General features: G+C 37.6%; 20 protein-coding genes. 9 read left to right on the plus strand and 11 right to left on the minus strand.

Translation table 11 applies throughout. The annotated features are described in order from the left end of the window. Positions 1-5: 5 nt before the first annotated feature. From IJF99_RS01785 to rfbD, 3 genes are read right to left on the minus strand one after another with little or no spacing between them, the layout of a single operon-like run. The gene (locus tag IJF99_RS01785) at positions 6-233 is read right to left on the minus strand and encodes a barstar family protein (protein ID WP_292791276.1); all 228 of its coding nucleotides are present in this window, start codon (positions 231-233) and stop codon (positions 6-8) included. Between the two features lie 2 nt (positions 234-235). Beyond that, complete coding sequence (locus IJF99_RS01790) at positions 236-697, minus strand: ribonuclease domain-containing protein (protein WP_292791278.1); 462 nt, start codon at positions 695-697, stop codon at positions 236-238. Beyond that, positions 694-1,533, minus strand: a complete 840-nt coding sequence (gene rfbD, locus IJF99_RS01795; RefSeq protein WP_292791280.1) for a dTDP-4-dehydrorhamnose reductase — start codon at positions 1,531-1,533, stop codon at positions 694-696. Before rfbD ends, IJF99_RS01790 begins: the two co-directional genes overlap by 4 nt. Positions 1,534-1,606: 73 nt before the next feature. Between rfbD and IJF99_RS01800 the strand changes: the two genes are divergently transcribed. Continuing rightward, the gene (locus IJF99_RS01800; protein ID WP_292791283.1) at positions 1,607-2,845 is read left to right on the plus strand and encodes a nucleotide sugar dehydrogenase; all 1,239 of its coding nucleotides are present in this window, start codon (positions 1,607-1,609) and stop codon (positions 2,843-2,845) included. Here the strand turns inward: IJF99_RS01800 and IJF99_RS01805 are convergent. Next, positions 2,842-4,053 carry a DUF2264 domain-containing protein gene (locus tag IJF99_RS01805; RefSeq protein ID WP_292791286.1) on the minus strand — a complete coding sequence of 404 codons (1,212 nt, stop codon included), beginning with the start codon at positions 4,051-4,053 and terminating at the stop codon, positions 2,842-2,844. The two genes, IJF99_RS01800 and IJF99_RS01805, sit on opposite strands and share 4 nt — an antisense overlap. Positions 4,054-4,149: 96 nt before the next feature. Here IJF99_RS01805 and hacA point away from each other — a divergent pair, with 96 nt between their 5' ends. From hacA to mmp11, 5 genes are all read left to right on the plus strand, one after another. Further along, on the plus strand, positions 4,150-5,394 hold the full coding sequence (gene hacA, locus IJF99_RS01810; RefSeq protein WP_292791288.1) for a homoaconitase large subunit: 1,245 nt from the start codon (positions 4,150-4,152) through the stop codon (positions 5,392-5,394). Positions 5,395-5,398: 4 nt separating this feature from the next. Continuing rightward, positions 5,399-5,875, plus strand: a complete 477-nt coding sequence (locus tag IJF99_RS01815) for a 3-isopropylmalate dehydratase small subunit (protein WP_292791289.1) — start codon at positions 5,399-5,401, stop codon at positions 5,873-5,875. Then, the gene (locus IJF99_RS01820) at positions 5,853-6,857 is read left to right on the plus strand and encodes an isocitrate/isopropylmalate family dehydrogenase (RefSeq protein ID WP_292791292.1); all 1,005 of its coding nucleotides are present in this window, start codon (positions 5,853-5,855) and stop codon (positions 6,855-6,857) included. Before IJF99_RS01815 ends, IJF99_RS01820 begins: the two co-directional genes overlap by 23 nt. Before the next feature lie 159 nt (positions 6,858-7,016). Further along, positions 7,017-7,433, plus strand: a complete 417-nt coding sequence (gene ribH / locus IJF99_RS01825; RefSeq protein WP_292601552.1) for a 6,7-dimethyl-8-ribityllumazine synthase — start codon at positions 7,017-7,019, stop codon at positions 7,431-7,433. A gap of 7 nt (positions 7,434-7,440) precedes the next feature. Beyond that, positions 7,441-8,382 carry a methanogenesis marker protein 11 gene (gene mmp11, locus IJF99_RS01830; protein ID WP_292791295.1) on the plus strand — a complete coding sequence of 314 codons (942 nt, stop codon included), beginning with the start codon at positions 7,441-7,443 and terminating at the stop codon, positions 8,380-8,382. 30 nt (positions 8,383-8,412) lie between these two features. On the opposite strand, the gene IJF99_RS01835 is transcribed toward mmp11, so the two are convergent. Then, a complete protein-coding gene (locus IJF99_RS01835; RefSeq protein WP_292791297.1) occupies positions 8,413-10,113 on the minus strand; it encodes a glycosyltransferase in 1,701 nt (566 codons plus the stop codon). A 164-nt stretch (positions 10,114-10,277) separates the two neighbouring features. Here IJF99_RS01835 and purE point away from each other — a divergent pair, with 164 nt between their 5' ends. Genes purE through IJF99_RS01850 form a run of 3 tightly spaced genes read left to right on the plus strand, consistent with a single transcriptional unit; the run spans position 10,278 to position 12,887 of the window. Next, on the plus strand, positions 10,278-11,300 hold the full coding sequence (purE, locus tag IJF99_RS01840; protein ID WP_292791299.1) for a 5-(carboxyamino)imidazole ribonucleotide mutase: 1,023 nt from the start codon (positions 10,278-10,280) through the stop codon (positions 11,298-11,300). 7 nt (positions 11,301-11,307) lie between these two features. Then, positions 11,308-12,564 carry a UbiD family decarboxylase gene (locus IJF99_RS01845; RefSeq protein WP_292791301.1) on the plus strand — a complete coding sequence of 419 codons (1,257 nt, stop codon included), beginning with the start codon at positions 11,308-11,310 and terminating at the stop codon, positions 12,562-12,564. 29 nt (positions 12,565-12,593) lie between these two features. Continuing rightward, on the plus strand, positions 12,594-12,887 hold the full coding sequence (locus IJF99_RS01850) for a hypothetical protein (protein ID WP_292791303.1): 294 nt from the start codon (positions 12,594-12,596) through the stop codon (positions 12,885-12,887). 146 nt (positions 12,888-13,033) lie between these two features. Here IJF99_RS01850 and IJF99_RS01855 read toward each other — a convergent pair whose 3' ends face one another. The 6 genes from IJF99_RS01855 to IJF99_RS01880 all read right to left on the minus strand — a co-directional run bounded on the left by IJF99_RS01855 (position 13,034) and on the right by IJF99_RS01880 (position 18,347). Beyond that, complete coding sequence (locus IJF99_RS01855) at positions 13,034-14,494, minus strand: AAA family ATPase (RefSeq protein ID WP_292791305.1); 1,461 nt, start codon at positions 14,492-14,494, stop codon at positions 13,034-13,036. Positions 14,495-14,648: 154 nt separating this feature from the next. Further along, the gene (gene amrS, locus IJF99_RS01860) at positions 14,649-15,521 is read right to left on the minus strand and encodes an AmmeMemoRadiSam system radical SAM enzyme (protein ID WP_366931241.1); all 873 of its coding nucleotides are present in this window, start codon (positions 15,519-15,521) and stop codon (positions 14,649-14,651) included. Beyond that, entirely contained in the window at positions 15,508-16,431 is a 924-nt protein-coding gene (gene thiL / locus IJF99_RS01865; protein ID WP_292791311.1) for a thiamine-phosphate kinase, read from the minus strand. Before thiL ends, amrS begins: the two co-directional genes overlap by 14 nt. A gap of 64 nt (positions 16,432-16,495) precedes the next feature. After that, positions 16,496-16,984 (minus strand): sirohydrochlorin nickelochelatase, encoded by a 489-nt coding sequence (cfbA, locus tag IJF99_RS01870; RefSeq protein WP_292791314.1) that lies wholly within the window; start codon positions 16,982-16,984, stop codon positions 16,496-16,498. Positions 16,985-17,068: 84 nt separating this feature from the next. Further along, the gene (gene cfbA, locus IJF99_RS01875) at positions 17,069-17,977 is read right to left on the minus strand and encodes a sirohydrochlorin nickelochelatase (RefSeq protein WP_292791317.1); all 909 of its coding nucleotides are present in this window, start codon (positions 17,975-17,977) and stop codon (positions 17,069-17,071) included. Continuing rightward, positions 17,949-18,347 carry a Zn-ribbon domain-containing OB-fold protein gene (locus IJF99_RS01880; protein WP_292791319.1) on the minus strand — a complete coding sequence of 133 codons (399 nt, stop codon included), beginning with the start codon at positions 18,345-18,347 and terminating at the stop codon, positions 17,949-17,951. Before IJF99_RS01880 ends, cfbA (IJF99_RS01875) begins: the two co-directional genes overlap by 29 nt. Positions 18,348-18,444 lie beyond the last annotated feature (97 nt).

Raw genomic sequence — 18,444 nt, forward strand, 5'->3', positions numbered from 1 at the left:
ATTTCTCATATTATTTTAAATTTTAATAAATCGTTTTCATCTGATGCATCCCTGAAAGTTTCAAGAATATCCTCATCAACTTCACCGGCATTGATCAGTTCAATTTCAAATTCCCTTTCGGTGAGGCAATCATATAATGCGTCCAGATTTTTGCCGTAATAATCCGGCAAATCCAGGGCTTCCATCAAATAATCATGCCCCCTTTGTTTGATTAATTTACCGTCTAAGAGCATTTTTACACCTCTGTGAATGTAGTGTAATGGTCACTTGTGTAATACACTTTATAATTGCCTGTATTGTAAACGATTCTTTCTGCTCCGCGGACGGTGCCGTTGGCATTGATGTCGCATTCGATGTATTTTGAATCGCTGTCCGGAAGGATGTGCTGACGATTTGTGAATGTGTCTCCGCCTATGCTTTTTCCGGGTGCGTATTTCTTAAGCGGTCCGCCCTGCCAGCCTAATTTTCTGGCTTCATCTTTTGTAATGTAATTGCTTGGAAGCTTATGAAACTCCTTTATATATGCCGCCACCTCATCAACGGTGCAGTATTCGCCGTCTTCGACTACATTAACATCGGCCGGGCCAACTTCGTCATCATCGCCGAAGTGGAGAAAATCGAAAAATCCTGCACTTACGGCAGAAAGAGTGAAGGCCGCAATGACTAATGCAATGATTAATATTAACTTTTTATTCATAAAATCAACTCAATATATTCATTTATTGCTTGCCTATAATTTCTAAGTGGTTTGAACCCCTTTTCAATCCAGTTTCTATTTTCCAGAACTGAATAGGACGGTCTTGGTGCAGGTCTTGCAAACTCGGATGCGGTAACCGGAATCACTTCAACGTCTTTTTTTGATATTTCAAAGATGTATCGCGCAAACTCACACCATGAACAGTGCCCTGAATTGGTCAGATGATATATTCCATAATAATCCGTTTCGATTAGCTGTGAAATTCCCTCAGCCAGGTCCAAAGTATATGTGGGGCTTCCAACCTCATCATATACGACTTTAATCTCTTTGTGGTTTTCGGCTAGTTCAAGCATTGTTTTTGGGAAATTGCGGCCGTTGATACCGTATAGCCATGCTGTACGGACAATAAAATACTTATCGAGAATTTCCTGTATTGCCTCCTCTCCTTCGAGTTTGCTTTTGCCGTAAACGCTAATCGGGCCTATTTGGCCATCTTCCCGTATCGGCTCTGTTGCAGTGCCGTCAAATACATAATCCGTACTGATATGAAGCAAAGCACAGTCAATCTCCCGACAGGCCAAAGCCAAATTTCGAACTCCCTGCGCATTGACGCTGTAGGCCAAATCCTGGTTTTCTTCACAGCCGTCAACATCAGTGTATGCTGCCGAATTAATAACAATGTCAGGTTTTTTATCACAGATATATTCAATTGTTTGTTTTTTATCTGTTATATCCAATGTTTTTGAGGTTGTAGGAACTAAATCATGCTTTTTGCCTAAAACATTGATTAAATCATGGCCTAACATTCCATTGGAACCGGTTATTAAAATCTTCATGTCAATCACTTAAAACTTTAATAATCAGTACTTATAAATATTATTATAATATTTAAACAAAGGGGTTAGAATTATGAAAGTGTGTATTATAGGGCAAGGATATATAGGACTCCCAACGGCGGCTCTTTTCTGTCGCAACCACTGCGAGGTGGTTGGAGTGGATATATCAGAAGAAATGATTAACAACTTAAATAATGGAATAATTCACATAGAGGAGCCGGGAATATCCGACATCATCAAAAAGGCAGTAGAACTAGAAGTATACAAGGCCAGCCTAACTCCAGAAAAAGCAGACGCTTTCATAATTACCGTTCCGACTCCATATATCGTTGAAAATTACAGCTGCGATTTGAGTTATGTCATAACCGCATGTGAATCAATCCTGCCTTACCTTGAAAAGGGAAACACTGTAATCATTGAATCTACAATAGCTCCAATGTCTACCGACGAGACCATCAAACCGATTTTTGAAAATGCAGGTTTTACAATAGGCAAAGATTTATATCTTGCCCACTGCCCTGAAAGGGTTCTTCCGGGAAGAATCATTGAAGAGCTGATCCATAATGACCGCATAATCGGAGGGGTGACTCCCGAATGTGCAGTTAAGGCCAGCGAAGTTTATGGCCAGTTCGTCAAAGGGGACCTGATGCTGACTGAAGCGAAAACCGCTGAATTATCAAAATGTATGGAAAATACATTCAGAGACGTCAACATAGCTCTTGCAAATGAACTCGCAAAAATATGTTCTGAAATTGGTGTGAACGCACTTGACGTTATTGAAATGGCAAACAAACACCCAAGAGTTAACCTGCACTCCCCGGGACCTGGTGTAGGAGGACACTGCCTTGCAATTGACCCTTACTTCATCTATGCCAAAGCCCCTGAAACTGCAAAAATCATCAAGTTGGCACGTGACACAAACAATTCAATGCCGGACTTCGTGTGCGATTACGTTAAAAAGATAATCCCTAAGGGTAAAATCGCCCTGTTGGGTGTTTCATATAAGGGAAATACCGGTGACGACAGGGAAAGTCCCGCTTATGACATCATCTCCAAATTAAGTGGCGATTATGAAATAGCTGTTCATGACCCACACATCGACAATCCCGATTTTTTAAGTTTCGATGATGCTACAAAAGACGCCGATTTGATTTTGATTTTATGTGATCATGACGAGTTTAAAGAACTGGATTTCAGCTTGATTTGTGAAAACATGTCCAATCCCGTTATTTTTGATACTAAAAATATAATAAAAGAAGTTCCAAGTGAAATTAAATTGTTTAATTACGGGAACTTATACGAATTGAGTTAAAAATTGATTGGTTGGTCTGGTTGTATTTGATTGCCGTTCCATGCTTTTAAACTGCTCCATTCCTGGAAAGGAGCGGTCCAGAATACATCGTCAGCTTTTAAACCTAAAGCTAAAAATACAGCACAACATGCATAAAGGCTGCCGGTATTTATATCGTCTTCACACAGTTCAAGTTGTGAAGCATTTAATCCACAAATCAACCATCCTTCTGTGTTGAAATTTTGATTGCCTGTGAATTGTCTTTGAATAACTTTTGTAAGTGCGCTTCTGACTTGTGCCGGTGAAATGTTTCTTGGCAATATTTTCAGTAAAGCCGCTTGGGAAAGCAAATGGAAAACACCACAGCGATAAGCAAGGGATTTGCCTAAAACCGGATAAGTTCCTTCCGGAGAAATAACTCTTTCGAGTTGAGAAGACAATCTGGAAGATCTCATCAACTGCACATCCAAAAATTCCCCATCGCGAAGACCGTATTTCCTCATCACGGCCAAAATGTCATTAAGCATCGGATGAATAACAAAGCTGTTATAATAATTTGATTCGAAGTCCTCGCCATCGGAGTAAATTGAATCGCCAATGTAGAACTCATCTCTGAATTTGGATATGGCATAGGTTAATCTTTCCTTATCACATTCGCCTGTGAACTCCAAAAGAGCGGCTTCAATCATTGATGTAAAAAGCAGCCAGTGATTTTCATAAGGCGCTATAATCCTGGTATTTTTCAGTTCACGAATGATTCTTGCCTGGATATCCATTGGTAAATTAAGCCAAATTTCATTTTTAGCTCTGAGTAATCCTTGAGCAAACAAAGCAACCTCAACTAAAGATTGTTTAGGTTCTACAATAAAAATATAATCATTATTATGTGTATTAACTGCATTGGCTATGGATTTCAATGTCAAGTTAATGTATTTTTCACGGACCCTGCCTTCTTCAGAAGAGTCTGCACCTAATTCCAGCCAAGGTGCAATTCCATTGAAAACGCGAGCAAAGGCTTCCAAATATGAAAATTTCTGTCCTTCAGAACTATTTGATTCAAAAGGCATATTTTTTTTAAGTGAACCTTTAGCCAAATTATTTAAGACAGGAAATGCTATTTTTTGTAATGTTGAAACCCAAAAAATCCTATCTTCCCAGACAGGAGCTTCTTCCTCGATTTCAGGAGGTTTTTCTTCTTTTTTGAATCTTTTAAAAAATGAGTTGCTCATGAATTATAATTTTGTTAAACATTATATATAAATATTAAAAAGAGTTTATATAACTTGATAAATATAAATAATTATCATTATTAAGAGGTTAGAAATATGCCAACAATGTCTGAAAAAATACTCGCAAAAGCTTCCGGAAACGATGAAGTTGAAGCTGGGGACATTATCATTGCAAACATTGATGTTGCAATGACCCATGATTTGACTGGACCTCTTTCAGTTCAATCTTTTGAAAAAATTGGTGCAGAAAAAGTATGGGATTCTACAAAAATTGTTATTCCCTTTGACCATCAGGTCCCGGCCGATTCAATTGATTCCGCCAACAACCATATCTTAATGAGAGAATTTGTAAAAAAACAGAATATCAAGCATTTTTATGATGTCAACGCTGGAGTCTGTCATCAAATCCTGCCCGAACTCGGTCATGTCGTGCCGGGTGAGGTTATTGTAGGTGCTGATTCACATACCTGTACTCACGGTGCGCTGGGCGCTTTTGCAACAGGTATCGGTTCAACAGATATGGCGATGGTGTTTGCAGAAGGAAACCTATGGTTTAAAGTGCCTGAAACCAATCGGTTCAACATTACAGGCGAATTGAACAGGAACGTTTATGCTAAAGATGTTATTTTGCATATCATCGGTGAAATGGGAGCTGACGGTTCAACTTATAAGGCATGCGAATTTGCCGGAGATGCTGTTTCGGACATGAGCGTTTCAGACAGAATGGTCTTATGTAATATGGCAATTGAAATGGGTGGAAAAACCGGTTTGGTGGAACCGGACAAAAAGACAATCGAATATGTTGAAAAACGATCAAATAAGCCATATGAAGTATTTAAAAGTGATTTGGATTCACCTTCTCTTAATATAATTGATATTGATGTTGATGATTTGGAACCTCAAATTGCCTGTCCTCACAATGTCGATAATGTCAAACCGGTTAGTGAGGTTGATGTGGAAATCGACCAGGTATTTTTAGGTTCATGTACTAACGGCAGACTTAGTGACTTAAGGGATGCCGCAAAAATATTGAAAGGCAATAGAATTGCTAACGGAACAAGAATGTTGGTTATTCCAGCATCAAAAGAAATATATCTAAAAGCGTTGGATGAAGGACTGATAAAAATATTTGTTGAAGCCGGGGCGCTTGTGTCCGCTCCTTGCTGCGGCCCATGCCTTGGAGGACATATCGGAATTATAGGGCCCGGCGAAGTAAGCCTTTCAACATCCAACAGGAATTTCAAAGGAAGACAAGGCTCATCTGACGGTGAAGTTTACTTATCTTCAGCTGCTGTTGCTGCCGCTTCAGCAATTGAAGGAAGAATTGCAGCGCCGGAGTGATTTTATGAAAGGTCAAGCATGGAAATTTGGAGACGATATTGACACGGATATAATAATTCCCGGAAGATACTTAATTTATACAGATGAAGAAAGATTATCCCAACATTGTATGGAGGGTTTAGACCCGGATTTCAGCAATAAATGCAATGAGGGGGATTTTATCATCGCAGGTAAAAATTTCGGATGCGGATCTTCCCGTGAACATGCGCCGATTGCTCTTAAAGGCGTTGGAGTATCTGCAGTTATTGCCGAGTCCTTCGCAAGGATATTCTACAGAAACGCTACAAATGTAGGGGTTCCCCTTCTTGAAGCCCCTGGAATTAGTGAACTAATTGAAGATGGAGAAATCATTGAAGTGGATATGGAAAACGCTACAATAAAATCCCAGAATGGAGAAGAAATCAAATTTAAAAAATTGCCTCCGTTCATGATGGAAATTCTTAATCAGGGTGGTTTAATTGAATACCTCAAAAACAAATAGCTATAAAATTGCAGTTGTTCCCGGAGATGGGATTGGTCGTGAGGTCATGCAAGCAACATTGGATGTTTTAGAACATCTAAACATTGATTTCGAGTATGTTTATGGTGATGCGGGAGATGAATGCCTTGAAAAGACCGGAACCGCACTGCCCGGTGAAACGTTAGACATCATCAGGGATGCTGATGCGTGCCTGTTTGGTGCCGCCGGTGAAACCGCCGCGGATGTTATCGTTAAAATCAGACAGGAAATGAAAATGTTCGCTAATTTAAGACCCGTTAAAGCTTATCCGAATACAAATTCATTATTTGATAACATTGACTTTATGATAGTGCGTGAAAATACGGAAGGAATGTATATTGCCGATGAGGAATCATACACCGATGACGGAGCAATCGCCAGACGCATTATCACAAAAGAAGCAGAAAAACGCATTATTGATTATGCATTCAAATATGCGGTAGAAAACAATAAGACAAAAGTGACAGCAGTTCATAAGGCTAACGTGCTCAAAAAAACCGACGGCCTGTTTCGTGAAATCTTCTATGAAGTTGCAAAGGATTATCCTGATATTGCAACAGAGGACTTTTATGTTGATGCAACAGCAATGTATCTTATTACACAACCGGAAAACTTTGAAGTCATTGTAACAACCAATCTTTTCGGGGATATTTTATCTGATGAAGGAGCGGGCCTAGTTGGAGGGCTTGGATTGATTCCATCAGCAAATATCGGAGAGGATGGAGCGTTATTTGAACCTGTCCATGGTTCGGCGCCTGACATTGCTGGGCAGAATAAAGCCAATCCTATAGCTATGATGCTTTCTGCAATAATGATGCTCAGGTATTTGGGCGAAAATAAGGAAGCGGATAGATTTGAAGCTTCCATATTGAAAGTATTGAATGATGCTAATACTTTAACCGGTGATTTGGGAGGTTCGGCTACAACTACCGAACTGGCCGGTGAAGTCATAAATAATTTATAAAATAAATGGAGATATAAAAATATGAATTTCAAAAAATTGACAAAAATGCAATTTGCGGCACTTTTTATCATATTCATTATGGTAGTAAGTGGGGTAGCAGGATTTTTACTCATTATATTTAGTGGTGGAGCATAAACAAAAAAGAGAGGATTGATAAAAATGGCAAGATATGAAATAGCAGCAGTTGTTGCTGAATTTAATTATGACATAACACAGATGATGTTAGAACTCGCTCAAGCAGAAGCAAAAAACAGAGGCTGTGAAATTACAAAAGTGGTTGCAGTTCCTGGTGTATTCGATATGCCGCTTGTAATTAAAAAATTATTGCAGAAAGGGGAATACGATGCAATCATCACCCTCGGTGCTGTAATTGAAGGAGCAACCGACCATGATCAAATCGTGGCACAACACGCTTCCCGTAAAATAGCTGATTTAGCACTTGAATACGACACACCAGTAGCCCTCGGTATTACCGGTCCGGGCATGACAAGAATGGATGCTCACAGACGTGTTAAAAACGCTAAAAGTGCTGTTGAAGCAGCTATCAAGATGTGTGACAGATTAAAAGAAATCTAGTGATTAAATGGAAATTCTAAAACCTAACGAATTAAAGGAAAAATTCAATGACCCGTGGATTGCACCATATGAAAAGGTATTGACCATGGTCGATGGTGAGAAGGTGGAAATCGTTGAATACCATCCCTGCATTTCAGGGTCCCACTGGTTATTGCATCAATATAGAAACAATTCAGAACTAATTGATTCCGCTTACAGGGACGGGAACAAACATGTTTACAAATGCCATGTAGGCAGCGCCCCTTTGGACTTGAAGGCAAGTTTCAATGCCGCCGGAATCGATGAGATTGTTGTTGATGGCGATGAAGTGAAAGTTACACATGCAGGTCTTGCAGGAGCAGGAGTCGGAGCAGGAATGTGTAGAGGAATGGGTGAAGGCGTGAAATATGTTGAGCTTATTCAAGTTGGAGGAGGCTCAAAAGCAGGTAAGGCCACCGTCGTAACACCAAAACTTGAAAAAGTGGTAATTGGTGTTGATGATACAGATACCAAAGATGCGGGAGCTACCTGGACAATGGCACACAACCTCGGCGTTGAGCTTGCAGGTGAAGGGTTTGAATACCTGGACCATATCATCGTTCAGCTGTATCCGCATAATCCGCACAAGACCCAAAACTGCGTTTCAATCGCTTTAACTTTCGCAGTTGAGGAATCCAAAAAGCAGGATTTGATAGATAGAGTTATTGAAATTCTTAAAAGGGACACCTTATCAGACAAAACAGCAATCGCAATATTGGAAGGTTTAGATATTCCTGAAAAATTAAGGCAATATTCGATTGCCACCAAATCCGGAATGATGGATGTTGAAACAGCCGAATCTGTTGCAGAAGAATTGAACATTCCATTGATTGCAGTTACAGGCGAACAGGGAAAAGTTGGTGCCCTCGCTGCGCTTGGACTTTATGACGATGTTGAAGAGGCCGTTAAGGCATATGAAAAAGAAATCTAGAAGCATTTTCTAGATTTTTAACTTATTTTTTTAAATTTCAAAATCAAAGAAATAACCCTGATTGTCACGTACGGCCTGTTTTATGGATGTTGTATTTAAATCCTTGAAGTATATGTCAACCGTATGATTCGAATAATCAAAACTGACATTGCTGTTCTTTTTGAAGTTGAATGAAGTATAATATTCGCCGTTTACGGAAATATCATAAGTGGAATTCTTTTTAAATATTCCTGCGGAATATACTATGGAATGGTTATCCAAAAATATCTCATAGGTTGATGCATGAACATCCCTTGAGGATACAATATATTTCTCATTAACGGTGGCGTTGTCATTATCATATGAATGAGTTATTACAGATGATTCAAATACTTCTTTTAAGCGGCTGTTTTGAATTACATTACCCTCTTCTACGTTGAAAAAGTTTTTAACTTTAGTTGGCAACCTTAAAACGTTAGGCTCTCCGCTTAATGTTTCGTTTATAAGATAGTCTGTATCGTCGACCACAATAGTGTCATTAATTTTAACACCTAACGTCATCATCGCTTCGGCGGGCATGCGTATTTGGTCGGATTCGTTTTCAATGGCTGTGGCAACAGTATATGGTCCTCTTACGGAAATGGAATTATCCCTTGGAGAATCGTCAGCATAAACAATCAGGTTTCTTGAGTTTGGCTCAATGGATAAAACGCCGTTTTCAAAGTGTGCCGCTCCAATGAATGTGGAAATCATCAAAAGCAATAGGATAATTGAAATGATCATCGGGAAATGGATCTTCACAAACGACTTGATTAAATTTCCCCTTGGAGTTTTCCTGAACATTATGATGGACTTTACGATGACTTTAATAATGTAGTAGACAGCTATTATAAGGCCTATTACGCTAATCATTATTCCTATAGTCAACGGAACAAAGTTTACGAAAAATATTGTAAATAAACCTAAAATCATCAAAGACAGTCCGACAATTGACATTCGGATAAAATAACCTATGTCATCAATCATGATAACGCGACCGTATTTGTTTGCCCGATTTATAATTGTTCTTACTACCTCATTAGCCATCAGATTCAAATCTGATAGTGGAGACATGTCATGTTCTATTGCGCCGATGTCAACTTCGGTTATTGAGATTCCCAATACGTCGGCATCAATAACAATACCTACATCAACACCATAATCCTGTTCAAAATCTATTCTCTTCAATACTTCTTTACGTGCTGCAAACTGACCGCTTAAAGGCTGTTCAAATGAAATTTCAGGGAAGAAAAAGTTTAACAGAGGCTTTGCAGTTAGCTCCGTTACACGTCCACTAGCACGTGCAAACTTGGTTTTAGTAATGTCGGTTTTACCATCGAGAATCGGTTTAATCATTGCTTCGACTTTCTTTGAACTTAAGTTATAAATATCAGCGTCAATAAAAGCAATGATGTCGCATTCGGCCTCATTATAACCTGTAAACAATGCCTGCCCCTTACCTTTATTGGTATCATGATTAATCACGCGGGCGCCAGCGTTGACTGCCTCCTGCTCCGTATTGTCAGATGAACCGTCATTGACAACGATGATTTCATCGACAAACGACACCTTCTTAACTACTTCAACAACGGTAGCTACGGTGTCCTCTTCATTGTAAGCCGGGATAATTACAGAAACCTTTTGGTATTTTTTAGGCTTTTTAGTTCTTATACCGGCCAGTAAAAATGCAATAATTACTAAAAACCAATACAATTTAAATTCACCATTTATTAATTACTACATTAATAGTTTTTAAATTGAATAGTTATAAACCTTTTTGAAAAAAATCGCTGATAAAATGATTTTTTAATGAAAGTTTAATATATTTAAAAATCAATATCTTAAAGTGAAATATAAATTTTTAGAAGGGATTTTTAATGACACCGAAGATAATGATTATTCTTGGAAGTGGATCAGATATTGCTATTGCAGAAAAAGCTATGGACATACTGGATAAATTAGAAATACCATACAGTTTAAAAATTGCATCAGCCCACAGAACACCTAACCTTGTTCGTGAAATTGTAACTCAAGGCACTGATGCTGGAATTGAAGTGTTTATAGGAATTGCAGGATTGGCTGCACACCTTCCAGGTACAATTGCCGCATTTACCCCAAGACCGGTCATCGGAGTTCCAGTAGACGTGAAGACCGGAGGCATGGACTCACTGCAGTCAATTGTTCAGATGCCTTACCCGTCCCCTATTGCTACTGTTGGAATTGACAGGGGAGACAATGCCGCAATATTGGCCGCTCAGTTTATTGGTCTGCATGACGATGAAGTGCATCAAAAAGTAATCGAATTAAGAAAGGAATATGCTAAAAAAGTAATTGACAGTAACGAAAGCATCGTTCAGGCAATCGACAGACCCTACATTCATAATGACTTTATCAGAATAAAAGATATTGAAATAAACAAAGCCAAATTCGACGAAGAAAACAGCGGATGTAAAAACAAGGACGCTAAAGTGGCGATTATTGTGGGAAGACAGGCTGATGTCGGAATCGCCAAAAAGATAACCAACTTGCTTGAAAGACTTAAGATTTCATATGACATGAAGGTAGTGTGCCCAATAAGGTCAAACAAGAAATTCATAAACTACGTAAAGTCAATGAAAAACGCGAAGATTTTCATTGGAGTCAGTTCCAATTCCTCACAGGTTACAGGTGGACTTGTAGGCCTTACCGCAAGACCTGTCATTGGAGTTCCATGCACCAATGAAAACGGTGACGATTATTTGCTTACAACCGTCAGTATGCCGCCTGGAGTGCCTGTTGCAACTGTCGGCATAAACAATGGTAAAAATGCCGCTGTACTGGCCGGTGAAATATTTTCAATCGATAATCCGGAACTTGTGCAGCTTCTTGAAAAATTAAAAGACAAAAAAATCAACTTATAGTGATACAATGAACCTTACAGATGAAAACATTATAGAAATTACAGATGAATTGTCATCCGAATATGAAATATCCAAAGTCCTAAGGCAATACCCTAAAGACACTGTAATTGTTAAAAACGTGAAAGGCTATGACATGCCTGTTGTTACTGGAATATGCAATACACGTGACAAAATTGCAAAGTCAATCAACTGTGAAGTTTCTGAAATTACAGAAAAGATAATTGCCGCAATGGAAAATCCTGTAAAAGTTACCAACTACACTGACTTTTCAGCTTATGACACTTTAGATATTGATTTAGACAAAATCCCTATTTTAACTCATTACAAACGTGACGGTGGAGCATACATTACCGCAGGTGTTGTGTTTGCACGCGACCCTGTCACCGGCATTCAAAACGCTTCAATCCACCGTATGATGGTATTGGATAACAAAAGGCTCGTTATCCGTATCGTTCCAAGAAACCTTTACACCTACTTCCAAAATGCTCAAAAAGAAGGCAAAGACTTGGATATTGCAATAGCCATTGGAATGGACCCTGCAATACTTCTTGCAAGTACAACTTCAATACCTATCGATTACAATGAAATGGAAGTTGCCAATGCATTTAAGGATGGAGAACTTGAATTGATAAAATGCGGAGATTTGGAAGTTCCCCAGGCAGACATCATCCTGGAAGGTAAAATTTCAGTGACTGAAACTGTTGCTGAAGGCCCGTTTGTTGACTTAACAGACACTTATGACATAATCCGTGACCAGCCGGTGATTAACCTAAGTAAAATGCATATCAAAAAGGACAATCCTTGCTATCATGCAATAGTTCCGGCCGGATTTGAACATAAATTGTTGCAAGGTCTTCCACAGGAACCTAGAATATTCAAAGCAGTTAAAAATGCTGTTCCAACAGTTGAAAATGTTGTATTGACTGAAGGAGGCTGCTGCTGGTTGCATGCAGTTGTATCAATCAACAAACAGACCGAAGGTGACGGTAAAAACGCTATCATGGCCGCATTGTCCGCACACCCCTCACTTAAACACTGCGTTGCGGTTGACACTGATGTTAACATATTTGATGCTGAAGATGTCGAATATGCAATATCCACCCGTGTCAAAGGCGACCGCGACATAATGATTGTTCCTAATGTTCGTGGATCTTCACTTGACCCTGTAGCTGAAAGTGATGGAACAACCACTAAAGTTGGTGTTGATGCAACCAAATCACTTAAAACATTGGAAAAATTCGAAAGAGTTAGTTTTGGCGAATGAACTAACTCAATGAAATATGAGGATACATCATGATTAGCGATGAGGAAAAAGAAAAAATCAAAGAGGAAATAGTCACCGAAATCAACTCCATTTTAGAGAAAAACAACGAATCATACAGAATGGATAGAGTGAATATCCTGAAAACAAATGAAACCGTTAAATTCATGGGAAATTACAGGGTCTATGACCGGAAAAATTACAACTCTGTTTCAGGAGAGATTAATTCTTTCTTGAAGAAATACGGTGAAGTTAACATCAAATCCAAAAAAATCAGGGACAGCGGCATGAAATTTACCACTGTTAGCTTTAATTTTGAACTATAGATGTTTCTTGTAGGAAAATCGTATTTTAAAAACAAATACTATGATTTTTTCAATGAAATGTAATATATTTATTTCAACATGATCCTTACTAAAAAAAGCAGAAAAAAATTTGAACTACCTCGAGCTGTGAATCTCGAGTAGTTCATTTACATTAATGAAAATGTTTTTATTGGTACAAATATTACATTGTCAACTTTTTCAATTGTTTTTGTCGTATCCGATATAATAATTCCATGTGAAGCTTTATAACGCCTTATTGCATCCTTAATCTGATTAGTATCCTTATCACCATGTCCAACTTCTATTGGAATCACTTCATCAAATTCTTTTTTTATTATGAAGTCAACACGTTGTTTTTTTACTTTATATGTGTCGTTGAATATGCTGAATTCAAAGAATTGTTCACTATTCTTTAGATTGACGAGGTTTGACCCGACTAATGTTTCAAGCAATATTCCTTCATATTCAGTTAAGTTTATTGATGAAAATCCGAATTTGGTATTTATTGCATGCATTATACTTGGTGTTGCAAAATAATACTGCCATGACCTTTTTACCCTTGCATTTGCACCGGAATATGGTTCTGTGTGAAATATTAAATGGGTCTTTTCAAGCAAGTCCATTATTGTATTTACTGATCCAGCAGAGGTTTTGATTTTGTTTGCAAGTGCATTCTGTGATATGTCACCAGGATATTTTTCCGCTAAAAATTTCATTAACCTCAATGCATTTGTTTGCGAATTGGCTGTTAGATTATTCATTGTTCCCAAATCTTTTGTTACTACACTCTCAACTGAGTAATATAATTTTTTGGATGCATTTCTGTGATTTGTATCATGCATTACTGATGGAAATCCACCAAATTTAAAATAATTATTCCAATCCATTGAATTATAATTTTTTAGGTTTAATAAATCACGATTCAGTTGTTTTTCTTTTATTATTGCATTTTCAACATTACCATTAAATACTAAATCTATTAAATCATTGGAAATATCTGTATGATAATTATATTTTAATTTTAAGTGTTGTGAATAATTTAGGGGTGTTATTGGGTATCTTATCATTCTTCTAGCTGCTTCTGCATTGTATTTCAGATTTATTGATGATGAACCTGTGAAAATCGCAAATATATTTTTGGATTTATCGGTGATTAGTTTACCTGAAATTGACCAGTCTTTGTCAAAATGGGATTCATCAATTAACAAAAATATTTTTTCATCAAGTGTTAGCAGTGATGAGTTATGGAATGTTTTTAGGTAATATTTGATTGTATCGTAGATATCACAATCTTCTATTTTATTTAATTCTTCACAGGAGAAATACAGTATCTGATTGGGATTGATATTTTTTTGATTCATTAAATAGTCATATACCTGAAATAGAATTGTTGTTTTTCCAACACCTCTAATACCTGGTAAGACAATATAGCGATTAACATTATTTCCTTCTATAAATTCATCAATAAATGTTGTTATTTCTTCAAAATCATCCCGATGATTAAATTTAACACCCATATTTGATAGTTCATTGTTTAATGACAAGGGAATGTCTGTAATTTGACTTTGCAAAAAATCATGAATTGAATTTTCATTATCAAAATTCATAATAAAAACACCTCTTAGATAATATATTGAATACTATAATATAAATATTATTCAATATATTGAATGATAGTATATAAAAGAACATTCAATAAAATATGAATCAAAATTATAGATAAACTATAATTCAAAACAAATTGGAAACACCCTATCAAAATTAAATATTTCCAAGATAAACGTTTTTGATACCCTTATCCAAAGCTATTTCCTTTGCCTTAAACAGAATTTCGGGCCTTGTCGGTGAAATGTCATCCATCTTATAATATGGAAATGCCCTTGAAAAATGAAGCGGAACATCCGGGTCCAGTTCATCAACGATAAAATCACACAACTCAGTTATTTCATCAACAGAATCATTGTAATCATTAATGATTAGATTTGTGATTTCCAAATGCTTTCCTTCATCATGAACGCGTTTTATGTTATCCAAAACAATGTCAAGATCTGCACCGCAGACCTTCCTGTAGAAATCCTTGGAAATTGATTTAAGGTCTATGTTGAATGCATCCACAAAACTTAAGACTTCAGCCAGTGATTTGTCTGAGAAGTATCCGTTTGTAACATAGATTACTTTCAGGTTTTTGGCTTTTGCCAAAAGGGAAGTTTTCTTGCTGAAAGGTAAGTGTATCGTAGGTTCATTATAGGTCCAAGCAATTGACTTGCAATTGTAATTAAGTGCATTTTCCACAATCGCTTCTGGCGTTATTTTAATACCATTGTAATTCTTATCATATTCATGTGATATCATATAGTTCTGGCAATGCAAACAGGTCATATTGCACCCAAAACCTCCGATTGAATATGTGAATGTCCCCGGAAGAAAATGATTAAACGGCTTTTTTTCAACGGGATCAGGACTTAAAGATGAAACAATCCCGTATGACTCATCAAACAGCTCGCCGTTTACGTTTTTATGCTGTCGGCAAACACCTACATTGCCGTCGGCGATTTTGCAGTAATTGGCGCATATCTCACATCGAATCTTTTGAGTCTTGGAACTTTTCTTATACAAATCCCTACTCACTAACATAATGCTCATAACCCCTGTTTTCCATTCTTTCAACAAAACCGTTTTCCAATGTCAGTTCAATGACATCGGAATCTGTGACCTCGCCAATCACGATGCAGTCGATCGGCAGCTTTTCCAGATTCTCCTTTGTTATTGTAAACAATAACTCAAAATCCTCTCCGACGTTCAATATCAAATCCAAATAATCCAAACCAAAATCTTCAGCTAATTGTTTATATTCATCTGAGATGTTTAACATCTCTTCATGAATCATGAAGCCACAGCCATCCTTTTTAATAGTATATAGCTCACTTGCAAGCCCATCAGTGATGTCCGTTGCTGATGTGGCAAAATCCCTTAAAACCAAGCCCTCCTTAATGCGTGCTTCCGGCTTTAAGGCCTTTTTGGTGTAGATGTTATCAAAAGTATCAATTTCAAAACCCAATGCCGCATGACCTATTTCGCCTGTAATGGCTATTAAATCCCCTTTAGAATAAGTATCCATCATCAATGGCTTGTCTGTCAGGCCAAGTGCAGTTCCTGTGATTATAATCTCTGATGCTTCATTAGTGTCACCGCCGATTAAAGGAATGCCGTAATAATCACATGCTTTCAAAACACCGTCAAGAATCTGTTTAAAAAAATCCAATTCCAAATCTTTAGGAAGTGCGATTGCAAGCAAAAATCCAAAAGGTTCAGCTCCCATGGCGGCCAAATCGCTTACATTAACGGTGACCGCTTTGAAACCCATGTTGAAATAGGACATGTTTTCGGGAAAATGTCTTGACTGAATCAGCATGTCGGTTGTGGAAATCAAATTATTATCCTGAAATGGAGTAATGGCCGTGTCATCTGGTGTGATGCTTTTAAAATTAGAAATAATATATCTAATCAATTCCTTTTCACCAATATCAGAGATTTTGAGAGTCATGAATATTAGTATAATCTTTAGAATTTATAAGTTTTAATAAAAAAAAGTAAAAAATATTTCAGAACTACAAGTGTTCTGAAACCCTGTCTTTTATAATTTCGTACATCCTCCTATCAATTCCAAGAGGATCTGTCAAGATGATTTCACCATCAAATTCAAATTCCTCATCGTCATGGTCATGATGGTGGTGATGATGATGCCCGTGATGGTGGTCATGCTCATCATGGTCGTGATGGTGGTGATGATGACCATGTGCCTCTTCAGCGTCAAAATCACTTTCAATGCCAAGCAATCCCGGAATATCCCTTTTTGTGTGAAGTCCGTGTGCGACAAATACCGGCACTACAATGATTTTATCCAAATCGTTTTCACTGGTTAACTTATTGATAGTTTCAGGTATGCCCGGCTTTCTGATTTCCATGAATCCATATTCAACAGGGATGTCCGGAAATTCTTCTTCATACATTTCTTTATAAGCTTTAATAACTTCTTCCCCATCGTCCAGTCTGGAACCGTGGGACAACAATAAAATTCCTGTTTTTTTATCTGACATGCTTATCATCCTTAATTAAGTTTTAAGTTAAATTCTTTTAAGTTATCTTGATTAAAAAATTTTTCAAAAAAATATATGGAAAAACTATAATTTTTCCTCAATCATCTTAACTAAAATATCAATTAAAATGTCATCGGCTTTAATAGGCTCAGGATACAAGATTTCCCCATCGAATTCAACTGGAGTCAGGTCATGACTGTGGTCATGGCCGTGGCCATGGGAATGTGAGTGTGAATGTTCGTGCTCTTCCAAAAATCCTAATATGTGTGGGATGTCATGGGTTGTGTGCATTCCAGGAGCAATGAAGACAGGTACGACAACCAATCTTTCCAAATCATTTTCCTCTACCAATTTATTGATGGATTCTGGGATGCTTGGGCCGCACAATTCCATAAATCCGAAACTGGAAGGCAATTCACAGGTTTTTTCGAATTTATTGTATAAGGCTGTTGCGAATTCCTTATTGTAATTAAGTCTTGAACCGTGTGTTACAAGTAAAATGCCTGTTTTTGCATCATCATCCAATTCAGACTCGGATAATGCCTCATTAATCCTTTTATCGATGATATCCAATAGCTCATCCCTTGGTCCAATAGAGCCTAAAAGTTCAATTTCACCGTCGAATTCAACATCCGGAGCTATTGACAAGTAGTGCTCGGCCGGATAATTTCCATCAGGACATCTTGGATCTTCCTCTAAAGGATCCAAACCCAACAATTGCGGAATATCAATGTTTGTGTGAATTCCGGGTGCCAAGAATACAGGTAAAGCTATGATTCTATTCAAATCATCAACTTCATCTTTCAATATTTCGACGGCACCGGCAATTGTAGGCTCTGAAACCTTCATATATCCTATTTCGGCTGAAAGGCCAGTTTTTTTGATAAATTTCTCTTTGATTTCAATGAATACCTCTTCTGCGTAAGGCAGGGTACTGCCGTGGCTTACGAGAATTACGCCGGTATCATTTGATAACTTTGAATTTGTATCCATATGAGATTACTCCGTCTTCACCATCTTCTCTAACTCTTCTGAATACCATTTCAACATCGTCGCCTATTTCAAGTGAATCCACATCACAATCGACGAGTTGAGTGGTTAATTTTGCGCCTTCCTCGAGTTCGATGACCGCTACAGCATATGGTGCTGATTTTTTAAAGTCGTCAGGTGCTGATCTAATTACTGAGTAAGTATATATTTTTCCTTTTCCTGAAAATTGGAAAGGTTCAAGGTCTCCTTTTCTCCTACAGTTAGGACAGACTACACGTGCTGGGAAGAATACTTCACCGCAGGTGTTGCATTTGGAACCTATAAGATTGTATCTCTGTTGTATATGACGCCATGTTCTTACAGTATCGGACATGTAAATCCTCCTATAATTTTCAATAAGTATAATTTGTCTTAAATAATATAAATAGGTATTTTTTTTATTACTAAATTTCATAATATCATAAAATCGT

This window comes from Methanobrevibacter sp. (assembly GCF_017406825.1).
Taxonomy (GTDB): Archaea; Methanobacteriota; Methanobacteria; order Methanobacteriales; family Methanobacteriaceae; genus Methanocatella.